The 14,679-nt window shown below is 61.8% G+C and carries 14 protein-coding genes; 7 read left to right on the top strand and 7 right to left on the bottom strand.

The window, feature by feature from the left end; translation table 11 throughout:
- Window positions 1-65: 65 nt before the first annotated feature.
- Together ubiB and ubiE are read right to left on the bottom strand one after the other, a co-directional pair.
- Window positions 66-1,640, bottom strand: a complete 1,575-nt coding sequence (gene ubiB, locus B5E41_RS01180; RefSeq protein WP_088390390.1) for a 2-polyprenylphenol 6-hydroxylase — start codon at window positions 1,638-1,640, stop codon at window positions 66-68.
- A 48-nt stretch (window positions 1,641-1,688) separates the two neighbouring features.
- A complete protein-coding gene (gene ubiE / locus B5E41_RS01175; RefSeq protein WP_088390751.1) occupies window positions 1,689-2,465 on the bottom strand; it encodes a bifunctional demethylmenaquinone methyltransferase/2-methoxy-6-polyprenyl-1,4-benzoquinol methylase UbiE in 777 nt (258 codons plus the stop codon).
- Between the two features lie 148 nt (window positions 2,466-2,613).
- Between ubiE and mutM the strand changes: the two genes are divergently transcribed.
- The 5 genes from mutM to B5E41_RS01150 all read left to right on the top strand — a co-directional run bounded on the left by mutM (window position 2,614) and on the right by B5E41_RS01150 (window position 8,403).
- Entirely contained in the window at window positions 2,614-3,504 is an 891-nt protein-coding gene (gene mutM, locus B5E41_RS01170) for a bifunctional DNA-formamidopyrimidine glycosylase/DNA-(apurinic or apyrimidinic site) lyase (RefSeq protein ID WP_088390388.1), read from the top strand.
- Between the two features lie 20 nt (window positions 3,505-3,524).
- Window positions 3,525-4,298 (top strand): enoyl-CoA hydratase, encoded by a 774-nt coding sequence (locus B5E41_RS01165; protein ID WP_088390386.1) that lies wholly within the window; start codon window positions 3,525-3,527, stop codon window positions 4,296-4,298.
- Window positions 4,299-4,489: 191 nt separating this feature from the next.
- Window positions 4,490-4,768 carry a 30S ribosomal protein S20 gene (gene rpsT, locus B5E41_RS01160; protein ID WP_011423741.1) on the top strand — a complete coding sequence of 93 codons (279 nt, stop codon included), beginning with the start codon at window positions 4,490-4,492 and terminating at the stop codon, window positions 4,766-4,768.
- An 838-nt stretch (window positions 4,769-5,606) separates the two neighbouring features.
- Window positions 5,607-7,157 (top strand): chromosomal replication initiator protein DnaA, encoded by a 1,551-nt coding sequence (gene dnaA, locus B5E41_RS01155; protein ID WP_088390749.1) that lies wholly within the window; start codon window positions 5,607-5,609, stop codon window positions 7,155-7,157.
- 163 nt (window positions 7,158-7,320) lie between these two features.
- Entirely contained in the window at window positions 7,321-8,403 is a 1,083-nt protein-coding gene (locus B5E41_RS01150) for a saccharopine dehydrogenase family protein (protein ID WP_088390384.1), read from the top strand.
- A gap of 61 nt (window positions 8,404-8,464) precedes the next feature.
- On the opposite strand, the gene hemW is transcribed toward B5E41_RS01150, so the two are convergent.
- Genes hemW through rph form a run of 4 tightly spaced genes read right to left on the bottom strand, consistent with a single transcriptional unit; the run spans window position 8,465 to window position 11,463 of the window.
- Window positions 8,465-9,667: a radical SAM family heme chaperone HemW gene (gene hemW, locus B5E41_RS01145; RefSeq protein ID WP_088390382.1), complete on the bottom strand. Its 1,203-nt coding sequence runs from the start codon at window positions 9,665-9,667 to the stop codon at window positions 8,465-8,467.
- 9 nt (window positions 9,668-9,676) lie between these two features.
- On the bottom strand, window positions 9,677-10,321 hold the full coding sequence (rdgB, locus tag B5E41_RS01140) for an RdgB/HAM1 family non-canonical purine NTP pyrophosphatase (RefSeq protein ID WP_088390380.1): 645 nt from the start codon (window positions 10,319-10,321) through the stop codon (window positions 9,677-9,679).
- Window positions 10,322-10,747: a VOC family protein gene (locus B5E41_RS01135; RefSeq protein WP_088390378.1), complete on the bottom strand. Its 426-nt coding sequence runs from the start codon at window positions 10,745-10,747 to the stop codon at window positions 10,322-10,324.
- Window positions 10,744-11,463, bottom strand: coding sequence for a ribonuclease PH (gene rph, locus B5E41_RS01130; RefSeq protein ID WP_064809389.1), 720 nt, complete (start codon window positions 11,461-11,463; stop codon window positions 10,744-10,746). Before rph ends, B5E41_RS01135 begins: the two co-directional genes overlap by 4 nt.
- A gap of 126 nt (window positions 11,464-11,589) precedes the next feature.
- On the opposite strand from rph, the gene hrcA reads away from it, so the two are divergent.
- Window positions 11,590-12,678: a heat-inducible transcriptional repressor HrcA gene (gene hrcA, locus B5E41_RS01125; protein ID WP_064800429.1), complete on the top strand. Its 1,089-nt coding sequence runs from the start codon at window positions 11,590-11,592 to the stop codon at window positions 12,676-12,678.
- 111 nt (window positions 12,679-12,789) lie between these two features.
- Window positions 12,790-13,425, top strand: a complete 636-nt coding sequence (gene grpE, locus B5E41_RS01120) for a nucleotide exchange factor GrpE (RefSeq protein WP_088390376.1) — start codon at window positions 12,790-12,792, stop codon at window positions 13,423-13,425.
- Window positions 13,426-13,458: 33 nt separating this feature from the next.
- On the opposite strand, the gene B5E41_RS01115 is transcribed toward grpE, so the two are convergent.
- The gene (locus tag B5E41_RS01115; protein WP_088390374.1) at window positions 13,459-14,403 is read right to left on the bottom strand and encodes a nucleoside hydrolase; all 945 of its coding nucleotides are present in this window, start codon (window positions 14,401-14,403) and stop codon (window positions 13,459-13,461) included.
- Window positions 14,404-14,679 lie beyond the last annotated feature (276 nt).

The following is a 14,679-nucleotide window of genomic DNA, read 5'->3' as shown; positions in this document are numbered from 1 at the left end:
CTAAGCGAGCCCTCCGTCACATGGGATATCCTAAATGCCGAACACAGCATGTTATTGGCAAGCGGTCAGCTCAGCATCCAGGCAATATAGAGCAGCGTCAATGCGATGACCCAGAGGGCGATCCGGCCGGAGCGGTTATGCCGCGCTTCGGCCTTGCCGATCGCCTCCGCCGTCTCCTCGTCGAAACGCAAGCCGTGTTCGCTCATATGCAGCAGTTGATGGTGGAATTTCTCGGTTTTCGCCGCGATCTCGGGCGCGGCTTCGGCGAGCTTGACCGCCGCCTTCAGCCCGTCCTTGAGGTCGGTGACGATCCGCTTCGGGCCGAGATTGGTGCGGATCCAGTCGCCGACGACGGGCTCGGAAGCCTTCCACATATTGAAACGCGGGTTGAGCATGCGCGACACGCCTTCGACCACGACCATGGTCTTCTGCAGCATCACAAGCTCCGGCCGTGTCGCCATGTCGAACAGTTCGGTCACTTCGAACAGCAGCGTCAGGAGCTTGCCCATCGAGATCGTTTCGGCCGGCTGCCCGTGGATCGGCTCGCCGATTGCCCGGATCGCCTGGGCGAAGCTTTCGACATTGTGGTGGCCGGGCACGTAGCCGGCCTCGAAATGCACCTCTGCGACACGGATGTAATCGCGGGTGATGAAGCCATAGAGGATCTCGGCCAGGAACCGTCGCTCCTTCTTGCCGAGCCGCCCGACAATGCCCATGTCGACGGCGACGATCATGCCGCCGGCATCGACGAAGAGATTGCCGGGATGCATGTCAGCATGGAAGAAACCGTCGCGCAGCGTATGGCGCAGGAAGGACTGGATCAGCGTATCGGCGAGCAGGTTGAGGTCGTGGCCGGCAGCGCGTAAGCCCTCGACGTCGGACATTCTCGTGCCGTCGATCCATTCCATGGTGATGACGTCGCGGCCCGTGCGCTCCCAGTCGACCTTCGGCACGCGAAAACCGGGATCGCTGTCGGTGTTTTCGGCAATCTCCGAAAGCGCTGCCGCCTCCAGGCGAAGATCCATCTCCACCTTCGTCGTCTGTTCCAGCGTCTTCGTCACCTCGACCGGCCGCAGCCGCCTGCTGGATGGCATGAACCGCTCCTGCATGTGGGCGACCAGATACATTGCCTCGATGTCATGGACAAAACGCTGGCGCACGCCCGGTCGGACGACCTTGACGGCGACCTTCCTTCGGCCTTCTGCCGTTTCGACTTCGGCCGGATGCACTTGCGCGATCGAGGCGGCGGCGATGGGCTCGCCGAAGCTCACATAGAGTTCGTCGATCGGCCGGCCGAGCGATCCTTCGATATTCGCCTTTGCGGCAGCCGAGGGGAAGAAGGCCATCCGATCCTGAAGCTGCGACAGATCGTTGGCGAATTCGACGCCGACGACGTCGGGCCGTGTCGCCAGGAACTGGCCGATTTTGACATAAGAGGGGCCGAGCCGCTCGACCGCCTGCGCCAGCCGATCGCTGCGCTTCTGATGCCGCGCCCTGCTGCGCTCGAAAATCGTGACGAAGGATTTGGCAAGCGCGACCGAAGGCGGCAGACCTTCGGACGGCAGGGCCGATACGACACCCTCACGCACGAGCACCCAACCGACACGGCAAAGGCGGAAATAGGCTCCGAAAGTGCTCATGCTGAAGTGCCCCATCGAGGGAGGTTCGTCTTTTTTTCCTTCATTCCCTCAGAGCTTCCAGCCGGAATGCAGCGCGGCGATGCCGCCGGTATAATTGGTATAAGTGACGCGCGAAAATCCGGCTTGACGGATCATCGCCGCGAAATTCTCCTGATTCGGGAACTTGCGGATCGATTCCACCAGATACTGGTAGGGTTCGGCATCGCCGGTGATCGCCTTGCCGAATTGCGGAATGGCGTTGAAAGACCAGGCGTCATAGATCTTGTCGAGAAGCGGCATATCGACTTCCGAAAACTCCAGGACCAGCAGCCGTCCGCCGCGTTTCAACACGCGATAGGCCTCGGACAGCGCCTTGTCGATCCTCGGCACGTTGCGAATGCCGAAGGCGATCGTATAGGCATCGAAGCTCCCCGCCTCGAAGGGCAGTTCCTCGGCATTCGCCTCGACGAAGGTGAGATTGTCGGAAAGCTTCTTCTTTGCCGCCCGCTCGGCGCCGACGCCGAGCATCGAGCCGTTGATGTCGAGCACGGTCGCGTGCGCCTGACGGCCCGAAGCCTCGACAATGCGGAAGGCGATGTCGCCCGTGCCGCCGGCAACATCGAGCACCTTGTAGCCCGGCTCCTTGCGCGGATTGAGGGCGGCGATCATCGCATCCTTCCAGACGCGGTGCATGCCCATCGACATCACGTCGTTCATGATGTCGTAGCGTTTGGCGACCTTGTGGAACACCTGGTTGACCAGACCCTGCTTCTCGCCGCCCGGCACCTCGCGAAAGCCGTAGGAGGTCTCCATGCCGCCATCGGCGGAAGTGCGGCTTTCTGACATCAGGCTGCTCCGTTCCTTGAAGATCGGCGCGGCGACCATAGCGAAAGGCCGCGCGCGACGTTATCACTGGACCGCGCTCTCCGCGGCACACTGGCGCTATAGCGCACATCGTCCTCGGTTGAAACACGTTCAATAGAGATGGGTTAAGATGCCGGAATTGCCAGAAGTCGAAACGGTCAAACGCGGCCTGGCGCCGGCGATGGAAGGCGCTCGCATTGCGAGGCTGGAACTGCGGCGCAAGGATTTGCGATTCCCCTTTCCCGATGCCTTGGCCGACAAGGTTTCCGGCCGCACCATCATCGGCCTTGGTCGCCGCGCCAAATATCTGCTGGTCGATCTCGATGACGGCAACACGCTGATTTCCCATCTCGGCATGTCCGGTTCCTTTCGCATCGAGGAGAACTCCGTCTCGGCGATGCCGGGCGAATTCCACCATGCCCGCACCAAGGACGAGAAGCACGATCACGTCGTCTTTCATCTTGAGGGCCCGGGCGGCCCGCGCCGCGTCGTCTATAACGACCCGCGCCGTTTCGGCTTCATGGATATGGTAAGACGAGCCGATCTTGCCGCCCATCCCTTCTTCCGCGATCTCGGCCCGGAGCCGACGGGCAACGATCTCGGCGCCGCCTATCTCGCCGAACGGTTCCGCGATAAGGCGCAGCCCTTGAAGAGCGCGCTTCTCGATCAGAAGAACATCGCCGGTCTCGGCAATATATATGTCTGCGAAGCGCTGTGGCGTTCCCATCTTTCGCCCATCCGCGCCGCCGGCACGCTGGTGACGCCGGGCGGCAAGCCGAAGGAAAAGCTCGGCCTGCTGGTCGCCTCGATCCGCGACGTCATCGCCGATGCGATCGCCGCTGGCGGATCGTCGCTGCGCGACCATATCCAGACGGACGGATCGCTCGGCTATTTCCAGCATGCCTTCTCCGTCTATGATCGCGAAGGTCAGGCTTGCGGCACGCCCGGCTGCGGCGGTACGGTCGCCCGTATCGTACAGGCGGGTCGCTCCACCTTCTATTGCGCCGCCTGCCAGAAATAATAGAGAACCGGGAGACCAGCATGGCTTACGAGACCCTGATCGTCGAAACCCGAGGCAATGTCGGCCTCGTCACGCTGAACCGCCCGCAGGCGCTGAACGCACTGAACTCCATCGTGCTGAGGGAACTGAAGCAGGCCTATGCCGCTTTCCATGAGGACGATGCCGTCGGCGCGATCGTCATCACTGGCTCCGAACGCGCCTTTGCCGCCGGCGCCGACATCAAGGAGATGCAGTCGCTTCAGTTCGCCGATATCTATAAGAGTGATTTCATTAGCGGCTGGGATGACGTCGCCAAGGCGCGCAAGCCGGTGATCGCTGCCGTCAGCGGTTTTGCCCTCGGCGGTGGCTGCGAGCTCGCCATGATGTGCGATTTCATTATCGCCTCGGAGACCGCGAAGTTCGGCCAGCCGGAGATCACCCTTGGCGTCATTCCCGGCATGGGCGGCTCGCAGCGGCTGACGCGCGCCGTCGGCAAGGCGAAGGCCATGGACCTGATCCTGACCGGTCGCATGATGGATGCGGCGGAAGCCGAACGGTCCGGACTCGTTTCGCGTGTGGTGGCGCCCGAGCGTCTGATCGACGAGGCTTTGGCCGCCGCCGAAAAGATCGCCTCGCTTTCGCAGCCCTCGGTCATGATGGCCAAGGAGGCGGTCAACCGCGCCTTCGAGGCGACGCTGGAGGAAGGGTTGCGGTTCGAACGCCGCCTGTTTCATAGTCTCTTTGCCACGGACGATCAGAAAGAAGGCATGGCGGCCTTCATCGAGAAGCGCAAACCTGCCTTTAAGCACCGTTGAATGCTTTTCGGCGCTTGCCGCCGGAAAGCTTGAAAATCCGCGTTGACGTGGGCCGGCTTTAGGGTTATATGCCCGCCCACGGTTCGGAAAGCCGCTCTGGTTTTCCGCGATTGCTCCCGCATTGCTGGATTTGGTGGCCGCAGGGCCCGCGGTGATGGCGGAGTTTGTTCGAATTCTTGAGAGAGGCATCCATGGCCAATACAACTTCGGCGAAAAAAGCGACCCGCAAGATCGCCCGCCGTACCGACGTCAATAAGGCTCGTCGCTCGCGCGTTCGTACTTTCGTTCGCCAGGTCGAAGAGGCCATCGCATCCGGTGACGCCGACAAGGCGAAGGCAGCTTTCCTGGCCGCTCAGCCGGAACTCGCCCGCGCCGCCAGCAAGGGCGTGCTGCACTCCAACACGGCATCGCGCAAGGTCTCTCGCCTGGCCGCTCGTGTGAAGGCTCTGTCGGTCTCCCCGACCGCGTAATAATCCATTAACGACCTCCTCGTTATGATTAGCCCGGTAATTTTACCGGGCTTTTTCGATTCCGCTGAGGAGCGTCCTTCATAGTTAATGACACGACTGTTTCGTGTCAGAGCCATGACAGGAAAAGGCATTTAAAAACAATGCCTTGCGCAAGGATGCTTTCCCATTGCGCGACTCTGGCCAAACCTTTGCGGATCACGCCCGAGTCAAGCGGATTTTTATTTTTTTTCTTTCTTTGCGTGTCAAAATAGCCCGAACGGGGAATCTCTTTGATTCAACTGCGATTCTTTTTTGACGCTGGTGTGACGCCCGAAAATGGCGGCCGGAGTCAATGGTCGCATCTTAATTTTGCGTAAAATTCATCGTTGATCTTGCCATTTGATCCTGCCTAAATGGCGTCCAACAGAGGGCGCGGACATCACCTGCAGAGCTCGGTCTTAACTGCCACGTCGGCAGGGCGATGAATTTGTGCCATCTGTTACGGAGCCTGCGCTTCCGTTTTTTCAAGCACTTGACGGATTTGGGCCGTAACGTGGCTGTTACGGGGCAGGGATGTTTTGTGCCTATGGCAACCACACGTTTAACGTGAGGCTGCCGGATAGGGATAGTAATATTGCGTTCGGGCTCGTCGGCCGAAAACGAGGATTGACCGACAGCCTGGCACGGAAAGCCGATGAAGGCGCCGCATGAACGCGGTACCTGCAGCGGGCTTCGGTGCCGTGTTTGAGTGAACCGGCAGGCGAGTGGCTTCATGAGGATGCCGCCAGCCCGTCAAAGCGGGGAATGATCGGGCGGCTGTTTTAGCGGAGGCCGCCCGGTGGAATTGAAAGGCGGCATTATGCAGATTAATACGATGATGGCGGGCGGGCTCGACAATGGGGATGCGGCACCGCAGGCGTTCGGCTCCATTCGCCAGGAAATGGGGGAAGCAAAGGCGGAAATGAAGCAGAGCATTTTGTTTGAGCGCGTCAGCGCGCGCTTGAAGGCCCAGGTCGGTCCTGACGTCTATGCCAGCTGGTTCGCCAGGTTGAAGCTGCATTCGGTCTCAAAGAGCGTTGTTCGCCTTTCAGTTCCCACGACCTTCCTGAAGTCGTGGATCAACAATCGTTATCTCGACCTCATCACCGGTCTGTTCCAGGCCGAAGATCCGGAAATCATGAAGATCGAAATCCTCGTGCGCACGGCAACGCGCAGCGGCATGAAGGCTGCCGACGAGGTGGTCCAGCCTGAGCCCGCTGCTCCCGCGCAGATGCGCCGTCCGCCGAGCGCCCAGCCGGCTGGCCAGGCCGTCCACCAGGCGGTTTCGGCCGTTGCCGCCGCAAGGCCCGCAAGCCTCGGCACGCCGCTCTTCGGCTCGCCGCTCGATAGCCGCTTCACCTTCGATACCTTCGTGGAAGGCAGCTCGAACCGCGTCGCGCTTGCGGCTGCCAAGACGATCGCGGAAGTCGGCTCCGGCGCCGTGCGCTTCAATCCGCTCTTCGTCCATTCGACGGTCGGCCTCGGCAAGACCCATCTTCTGCAGGCGATCGCCAATGCGGCGGTGCAGAACCCGCGGGCCCTGCGCGTTGTCTATCTGACGGCCGAATATTTCATGTGGCGCTTCGCCACCGCGATCCGCGACAACGACGCGCTGACGCTGAAGGATTCGCTGCGCAACATCGATCTCCTGATCATCGACGACATGCAGTTCCTGCAGGGCAAGATGATCCAGCATGAATTCTGCCATCTCCTGAACATGCTGCTCGACAGCGCCAAGCAGGTCGTCGTCGCCGCTGACCGCGCGCCATGGGAGCTGGAATCGCTCGATCCCCGCGTTCGCTCGCGTCTGCAGGGTGGCGTTGCGATCGAACTCGACGCTCCGGATTACGAAATGCGCCTCGAAATCCTCAAGCGGCGCCTTGCGGCCGCTCGCCTGGAGGATCCGTCGCTCGAAATTCCTGCAGACCTGCTGCAGCACGTCGCCCGCAACATCACGGCCAGTGGCCGCGAACTCGAAGGCGCCTTCAATCAGCTGATCTTCCGCCGTTCTTTCGAGCCGAACCTGTCGATCGAGCGCGTCGACGAACTGCTCGCCCATCTCGTCGGTTCGGGCGAGCCGCGCCGCGTGCGCATCGAGGATATCCAGCGCATCGTCGCCAGGCACTACAACGTCTCGCGCCAGGAACTGGTCTCCAATCGCCGCACCCGCGTCATCGTCAAGCCGCGCCAGATCGCCATGTATCTGTCGAAGACGCTGACGCCGCGCTCCTTCCCCGAGATCGGCCGCCGTTTCGGCGGGCGTGACCACACGACCGTGCTGCACGCCGTGCGCAAGATCGAAGAGCTGATATCAGGCGACACGAAGCTTTCGCACGAAATCGAGCTGCTGAAGCGGCTGATCAACGAATAAGTGGTGGATTTTCGAGGAAATTCGACGGCCGGGAGAGATTCCGGCCGTTTTCCTTTATAAGCTTTTTATTCTATACCTCCGGCCATCCCGTGCACGTCCGATTTTGAGCGACGCGCATCGGATAAAAACGAAAGCGCCGAAGCGGGCGCGTGGGAGGATTTGCATGAGTTTCAAAAGGATCGCCGTTCTCGGCCTGGGCAAGGTCGGACGGCTGGCGGCGACGCTGTTGCATGAAGGCGGCTTCGAGGTCATCGGCGTCGATGCGCAATTGCCGCTGGGCGAGCTGCCCTTCAAGTGCCGCACCGGCGATATTTCCGACGCTGAGGTGATTGGCGAGCTGCTCTCCACCGTGGAGGCGGTGCTTTCCTGCCTTCCCTATCACCTCAACATCGAACTGGCCCGCGCCGCCCATCTTGCCGGCATCCATTATTTCGATCTGACCGAAGACGTTCCGACCACCAATTTCATCATCGAATTGTCGAAGACCGCCCGCGGCCTGATGGCGCCGCAATGCGGACTGTCGCCGGGTTTCGTCGGCATCGTCGGCGCAAGCCTTGCCGACGGCTTCGAGCGCTGCCGCTCGATCCGCATGCGCGTCGGCGCCCTGCCGCAGCATCCCACGGGTCTTCTCGGCTACGCCTTCAACTGGTCGCCGGAGGGCGTCGTCAACGAATATCTGAATGATTGCGAGGTCATCGAGGGCGGTGTGCGCAAGCTGGTCTCGCCGATGGAATGGCATGAGACCATCTATGTCGGCGGCGTCAAGCTCGAAGCCTTCACCACCTCGGGCGGGCTTGGCACCATGTGCGACACCATGCTCGGCAAGATCGACAATCTCGACTACAAGACCATGCGTTACCCCGGCCATATGGAGCTGATGAACTTCTTCTTCCATGAGCTCTTGATGCGCGACAAGCGCGCACTCGCCGGCGAGATCCTGACCAATGCCAAGCCGCCCGTCGAAGACGATGTCGTCTATGTCCATGTCGCGGCCGAGGGAACGGAGAATGGCAGCCTGCGCCGCAAGGAATTCGTGCGCGCCTATTATCCGATCGAGATTGCCGGCGCGCGCCGCACGGCAATTGCCTGGACGACCTCGGCCTCTGTCGTCGCCGTCATCGAGATGGTCCGCGACGGCCTCCTGCCGGCGACCGGCTTCCTGCACCAGGAGCACATTCCGCTGGAGGCGTTCCTGAAGACGCCGACCGGCAGCCTGTTCAAGGCGGGCGCGACCAGCCACGGCTGAGACATGTTTTCCGGCGCGGACGGCGATGTCGCTGCCGCACCCGGATCAGCCTCGTTGGATGTCAGCAGGCGAGATCGGCGACGACGGAATCGAGGATCAGCATGCCCGATGGCGTGCAGCGCAGGCGCGAATTGCCGATCCGCTCGACGAATTTGTGTTCGAGCAGGAATTCCTCGCGCTTCGGGTCGAGCTCACGGCCCGAAAGCTGCTGCCAGCGGGCGAGATCGACGCCTTCCCTCAGCCGCAGTCCCATCAGCAGCAGTTCGTCCGACTGTTCCTCGAAACCGAGCCGCTCCTCATCGAGAATGCCATGGCCGTCGCGCTCGACCATCTCGAGCCAGGCTTCCGGCTTGCGCTCGGTCGCCGTCGCAAGCTTCTCATGCCCATGCGTCAGCCGGCCGTGCGCGCCCGGGCCGATGCCGGCATAATCGCCGTAACGCCAGTAGGTCAGGTTATGGCGGCTTTCGGCACCCGGCCGGGCATGATTGGAGACCTCGTAGGCGGGCATGCCTTCACGCGCCGTGATCTCCTGTGTCGCCTCGTAGAGCAAGGCCGATTGCTCGCCGTCCGGCACGATCAGCTTGCCTGATTTGTGCAGACCGAAGAAGGGTGTGCCTTCCTCGATGGTCAGCTGATAGAGCGACAGATGGTCGACCGCATAGGAGATCGCTTCCTTCAGTTCCTTCTCCCATTCATCGACCGTCTGCTCCGGCCGGGCATAGATGAGGTCGAAGGACATGCGCGGGAAGATCTCGCGCGCCAGCCGGATCGCCTTCAGCGCGTCGGCGACGTCGTGCAGCCGGCCGAGGAATTTCAGATCGCCGTCGTTCAGCGCCTGCACGCCGAGCGAGACCCGGTTGACGCCGGCCGCGCGGTAGCCGCGAAACCGTTCGGCCTCGACGCTCGAAGGGTTGGCCTCCATGGTGATTTCGATGCCGGCGGGCACATGCCAATGCCGTGCGATGCCATCGAGAATGGCAGAAACCGTCTCCGGCTTCATCAGCGACGGCGTGCCGCCGCCGAGGAAGATGCTTGTCACCGTCTTCGGACCGCTCATCGCCCGGACTGCCGCCATCTCCTTCAGAAAGGCTGATGCAAAGCGCTCCTGATCCACCGGCTGATGGCGCACATGACTGTTGAAGTCGCAGTAGGGGCACTTCGCCGCGCAGAAGGGCCAATGCACATAGACGCCGAAGCCGGGCTCGCCGGTATCGGGCAGCAGCGCAGCGTCGCGCGAGAGGCTTGGCGTATCGAAATTGCCCACGAACAGATCTTATGCCTCCAGGCAGGTTTCGACGAAAAGTTTGAAGGCACGGGCCCGATGCGACAGCGCCTGCGGCTTGCCGACATTCCAGCCGTGTTTCTCCTCGCCGCTCATTTCTCCGAAGGTGACGGCATAACCCTCGGGCTGGAAAACCGGATCATAGCCGAAGCCTTGGGTGCCGCGCGGCGGCCAGACGACATGGCCTTCCACCTCGCCGCGGAAAAGCTCGGTATGCCCGTCCGGCCAGGCAAGGCAGAGCACGCTGACGAAACGCGCCCCGCGCTGTTCCGGCGTCGTAGCGCCGGCGTCCTGCAGCGCCTTTTCCACCTTGGCCATCGCCATGTCGAAGTCGCGCGTTCCGTCCGCCTTCTCCGCCCAGTTGGCGGTGTAGACGCCGGGATCGCCGCCGAGCGCGTCGACCACCAGGCCGGAATCATCCGAGAGCGCCGGCATGCCGGCGGCATTGGCCGAGGCGACCGCCTTGATCGTCGCATTCTCCTCGAAGCTCGTGCCGGTTTCGTCAGGTTCGACGAAATTCAGTTCGGCGGCCGATTTGGCGGTGAAGCCGAGCGGCCCGATCAATTCCTGGATCTCGCGGATCTTGCCGGCATTGTGGCTGGCGACGACGATGGTTTTGGTTTCGAGCTTGCGCATTCAAATATCCTGTTCGATGCCCCAGATTTTAGCCTCCGCACATTCCAGGCTGTTGCCGGCAGGGTCGCGGAAATAGATCGAGCGGCCGCCATTTGGCCAGTGCACCTCGGATTCGATCGCAACGCCAGCTGCTTTCAGCTGTTCGGCCATCGCATCTATGTTGCGGCCAGATACCCGGAAACAGGCATGGCCTTGCCCGGTCGTGCCGTGTGGCGGCACCTGCAGCGCGTCGGGTGCCGGCGGCTTTGTCGTTTCCTCGGGGTTGAAGATGAGGAGAACGCCTGGCCCACAGCGGAAGAAGACATGCCGGTTGCCGGCGCGGGTGATCTTTTCAAGCCCGAGAACGCCCTCGTAGAACGTCTCGGCCTGATCGAGATCGCGCGCATAGAGCGCCGTTTCCAACATGCCTTCCAGCATGGCGTTCATCCCGCAATCGCCTCTTTCTGCAGGGCGACGAGTTCGCCGATGCCGTTCTTGGCAAGCCGCATCAGCGAGCTGAATTCCTCTTCGCTGAACGGCGTGCCTTCGGCAGTTCCCTGGATCTCGACGATGCCGCCCGCGCCGGTCATGACGAAGTTCGCATCGGTCTCGGCCGAGGAATCCTCGAGATAATCGAGGTCGATGACCGGCTGGCTGGCGAACACGCCGCAGGAGATGGCTGCGACGTGATCCTTCAGGACCCGGTCGACCTTGATCATGTTGCGGCTTTCCATCCATTTCAGGCAGTCGTAAAGCGCGATCCAGCCGCCGGTGATGGAGGCCGTCCGTGTGCCGCCATCGGCCTGGATGACGTCGCAATCGAGCGTGATCTGCTTTTCGCCGAGCGCCTGCAGGTCGACGACGGCGCGCAGCGACCGGCCGATCAGCCGTTGGATTTCCTGGGTGCGGCCGCCCTGCTTGCCGGCGGCGGCCTCGCGCTTCATGCGCTCGCCGGTCGCCCGCGGCAGCATGCCGTATTCGGCCGTGACCCAGCCCTTGCCGGTGTTGCGCAGCCACGGCGGCGTCTTTTCCTCGAGGCTTGCGGTGCAAAGCACGTGCGTATCGCCGAATTTCACCAGGCAGGAGCCTTCCGCATGCTTGGAAAAATTGCGCTCGAACGAGACCTTGCGCATCTGGTCGGTTTTTCTGCCTGAAGGCCGCATTCTCATCTCCTGGAGTTGTTGACCGCTTCTACGATTGGCGGCGCCCATTTGCAAATTCCCTTTTGCCACGGGTGCGAGTTTGACTATATTTTCGGGAGCATCATCAGCGCGGGTTTGAAAAGGTTCATGGGCATCAGGTCGACGTCGGTTTCGGATGCCGTTGCTGCACTGGACGAGCGCTCCAGGGAAATTTTTCGCCGCATCGTCGAAGGTTATCTCGAAAGCGGCGAGCCGCTCGGCTCGCGCAATCTGTCGCGCCTGCTGCCGATGTCGCTGTCGCCGGCCTCGGTGCGCAACGTCATGAGCGATCTCGAAGAGCTCGGTCTCATCTATTCCCCGCATGTCAGCGCCGGCCGGCTGCCGACCCAGATCGGGCTGCGCTTCTTCGTCGATGCATTCATGCAGATCGGCGATCTCTCCGCCGAGGAGCGCGCCAATATCGATCGCCAGGTGCGGGCCGAAAGCGGCGGCAATCCGGTGGAATCGATGATGAACGAAGCGAGCCGCATGCTTTCGGGCATCTCGCGCGGGGCCGGCCTCGTCATCACCTCGAAAAGCGATCCGGTGCTGAAACATGTCGAGTTCATCCGGCTTGAACCGACAAAGGCGCTCGCCGTGCTCGTCGGCGATCACGACCAGGTCGAAAACCGCATCATCGAGCTGCCGGCCGGCGTCACCTCCTCGCAGCTGACGGAGGCGGCGAATTTCCTCAATGCGCACATGTCCGGCCAGACGCTGCCGGAGCTGCGCAAACAGTTAAGCCGGCTGAAGGATGATGTCCGTCACGAACTCGATGCGCTCTCGCGCGATCTCGTCGAGCGCGGCATCGCCGTCTGGGCCGGCAGCCCGGACGAGGGAAAGCCTGCGCAGCTGATCATCCGCGGCCGCGCCAACCTGCTCGAAGGCCTCGCCGGCGCCGAAGATCTCGACCGGCTGCGCATGCTGTTCGACGATCTCGAAAAGAAGGACAGCCTGATCGAGCTTCTCAACCTCGCCGAAAGCGGTTCGGGCGTGCGCATCTTCATCGGCTCGGAAAACAAGCTCTTCTCGCTGTCCGGCTCGTCGCTCATCGTCGCGCCCTATCGCGACGATGATGACCGGATCGTCGGCGCTGTCGGCGTCATCGGCCCGACGCGGCTCAATTATTCCCGCATCGTGCCGATGGTGGATTACACAGCTCAGCTCGTCTCCCGCCTGTCGCGCAATCCGCTTTGACGTCATCACTGACGAAGCAGCGGAATTTTCGCTTCTTCGTCACGCAGACTTGATTTTTTCCGGCCAAACCTCGATATCGGGCGCATCTGAAAATACCAACCGGAGACCGTCATGACCGATGAAACGACGAAAAACGGACCTGACGCAACTGCGGCCGATGCCGCAGCCGACGCTGCCGTCAACGTCGAGACTGCCACTGTCGAGCAGGAGGAGGCCAGGCAGCCGGATCCGCTCGAGCTTCTGAAGGCCGAGAATGCCGAACTGCGTGACCGCTATCTGCGACTTGCCGCCGAGATGGATAATCTGCGCCGTCGCACCGAGCGCGAGGTGAAGGATGCAAAATCCTATTCCGTCGCCGGTTTCGCTCGCGACATGCTCGCCGTCTCGGACAATTTGCGCCGGGCGCTGGACGCCATCTCTCCGGAGGCCAAAGCCACGGCCGACGCCGGCCTCACCACGCTGATCGAAGGTGTGGAAATGACCGAGCGCTCGATGCTCTCGGCGTTGGAGCGACACGGCGTTCGCAAGCTGGAGCCGGTCGGCCAGAAATTCGATCCGAATTTCCATCAGGCAATGTTCGAAGTGCCGAACTCCGAAGTGCCGAACAATACCGTCGTTCAGGTCGTGCAGGCCGGCTTCACCATCGGCGAGCGCGTCCTGCGCCCGGCCATGGTCGGCGTCGCCAAGGGCGGCCCGAAACCGGTCGAGGCCGAAGCCAATTCCGTCTTCGACGAGAAGGACGCCTGAGGTCGTTTCGCTCTTCGGAGAAGGAAAGAATAATCAGATGCGGGCGAAGCGCTCGATCAGGAGATCGAAGAAGCCGTCCGCATCGACGGTGCGCATCACCTTGGCGTTGCGCTTGCGGTCGGTCACATGCCACCAGTCGACGACGGTCATGCCGGCGGTAAGTTCCGACCGAACCTCGATCTCGACATTGCAGTCCCGGCCCTGGAAAAGTTCCGGCTTCAGCAGATAGGCGACGACCGTCGGGTCGTGTAGCGGCCCGCCATCGGAGCCGTATTTCTCGATATCGAAGCGTTCGAAGAATTCCAACATTTCGACCATGGCCTTAACAGGCGCCGTGCCGATCTCAGCCATGCGTTTGACGCGGTCCTTGCGGGTCAGCAGCTGGTGCGTCACGTCAAGCGGCATCATCACGATCGGAACCCCCGAGCGGAAGACGATGTCGGCCGCCTCGGGATCGACATAGATGTTGAATTCGGCGGCCGGCGTAATATTGCCGCCCTCGAAGAAGCCGCCGCCCATCATGACCAGCTCGCGAATGCGGGGGATGATGTCGGGCGCTTTCTCAAAGGCCATGCCGATATTGGTGAGCGGCCCGAGCGTGCAGAGCGTCACCGTGCCTTCCGGCTCGCGGCGCAGCGTCTCGATGATGAAATCGACAGAATGGCCGGGTTGCAGCGCCATCGTCGGTTCGGGCAGAACAGGGCCGTCGAGGCCGGTCTTGCCGTGCACATGTTCTGCCGTCACCAGCTTGCGGGCGATCGGCTTGTCGGCGCCAGCGAAAACCTTCACATCCGTGCGGCCGCAGAGCTCGCAGACGATGCGCGCGTTGCGGCTGGTGAGAGACAGCGGCACGTTGCCGGCGACCGTCGTGATCCCCAGCACCTCGAGCTCACCCGGGCTGCCGAAAGCCAGCATGATGGCGGCCGCGTCATCCTGGCCGGGATCCGTGTCGATGATGATCTTTCTCGCGCTTGCCATTTCAATCGTCCCGTTCTCGGCATGCCGTTGTCCCGGCAGACACCATCTCTTCATTTCCCGTCACAAATCGGCACATTCCGCGCGGGCATGTTTTGATGCGAGGCAGCAGGTCCTTTGTCAAGCAAGGAGGCAGGCGCCGCCGTTCGAAAAGTAGCAGATGTTTAAATCGGGAGGATCGCGCGCGCCTTGCAGCGCCGTGATCATGCCCCCATATTAGCGGCATCCGGATGCTGCACTTTTAGGTCCGGGATGGTCGCTTGCATCAAGGACTTGAAA

Source organism: Rhizobium esperanzae (genome assembly GCF_002204185.1).
In the GTDB taxonomy this organism is placed as follows: Bacteria; Pseudomonadota; Alphaproteobacteria; order Rhizobiales; family Rhizobiaceae; genus Rhizobium; species Rhizobium esperanzae.
Note: the sequence above shows the minus strand (reverse complement) of the source record. Positions and strands in the feature narration are given on the sequence as shown.

Excerpts from the sequence above, each read along its gene's own strand:
- ubiB (WP_088390390.1), bottom strand. The coding sequence starts at position 1,640 with ATGAGCACTTTCGGAGCCTATTTCCGCCTTTGCCGTGTCGGTTGGGTG.
- ubiE (WP_088390751.1), bottom strand. The coding sequence starts at position 2,465 with ATGTCAGAAAGCCGCACTTCCGCCGATGGCGGCATGGAGACCTCCTAC.
- mutM (WP_088390388.1), top strand. The coding sequence starts at position 2,614 with ATGCCGGAATTGCCAGAAGTCGAAACGGTCAAACGCGGCCTGGCGCCG.
- B5E41_RS01165 (WP_088390386.1), top strand. The coding sequence starts at position 3,525 with ATGGCTTACGAGACCCTGATCGTCGAAACCCGAGGCAATGTCGGCCTC.
- rpsT (WP_011423741.1), top strand. The coding sequence starts at position 4,490 with ATGGCCAATACAACTTCGGCGAAAAAAGCGACCCGCAAGATCGCCCGC.
- dnaA (WP_088390749.1), top strand. The coding sequence starts at position 5,607 with ATGCAGATTAATACGATGATGGCGGGCGGGCTCGACAATGGGGATGCG.
- B5E41_RS01150 (WP_088390384.1), top strand. The coding sequence starts at position 7,321 with ATGAGTTTCAAAAGGATCGCCGTTCTCGGCCTGGGCAAGGTCGGACGG.
- rdgB (WP_088390380.1), bottom strand. The coding sequence starts at position 10,321 with ATGCGCAAGCTCGAAACCAAAACCATCGTCGTCGCCAGCCACAATGCC.
- B5E41_RS01135 (WP_088390378.1), bottom strand. The coding sequence starts at position 10,747 with ATGAACGCCATGCTGGAAGGCATGTTGGAAACGGCGCTCTATGCGCGC.
- rph (WP_064809389.1), bottom strand. The coding sequence starts at position 11,463 with ATGCGGCCTTCAGGCAGAAAAACCGACCAGATGCGCAAGGTCTCGTTC.
- hrcA (WP_064800429.1), top strand. The coding sequence starts at position 11,590 with ATGGGCATCAGGTCGACGTCGGTTTCGGATGCCGTTGCTGCACTGGAC.
- grpE (WP_088390376.1), top strand. The coding sequence starts at position 12,790 with ATGACCGATGAAACGACGAAAAACGGACCTGACGCAACTGCGGCCGAT.
- B5E41_RS01115 (WP_088390374.1), bottom strand. The coding sequence starts at position 14,403 with ATGGCAAGCGCGAGAAAGATCATCATCGACACGGATCCCGGCCAGGAT.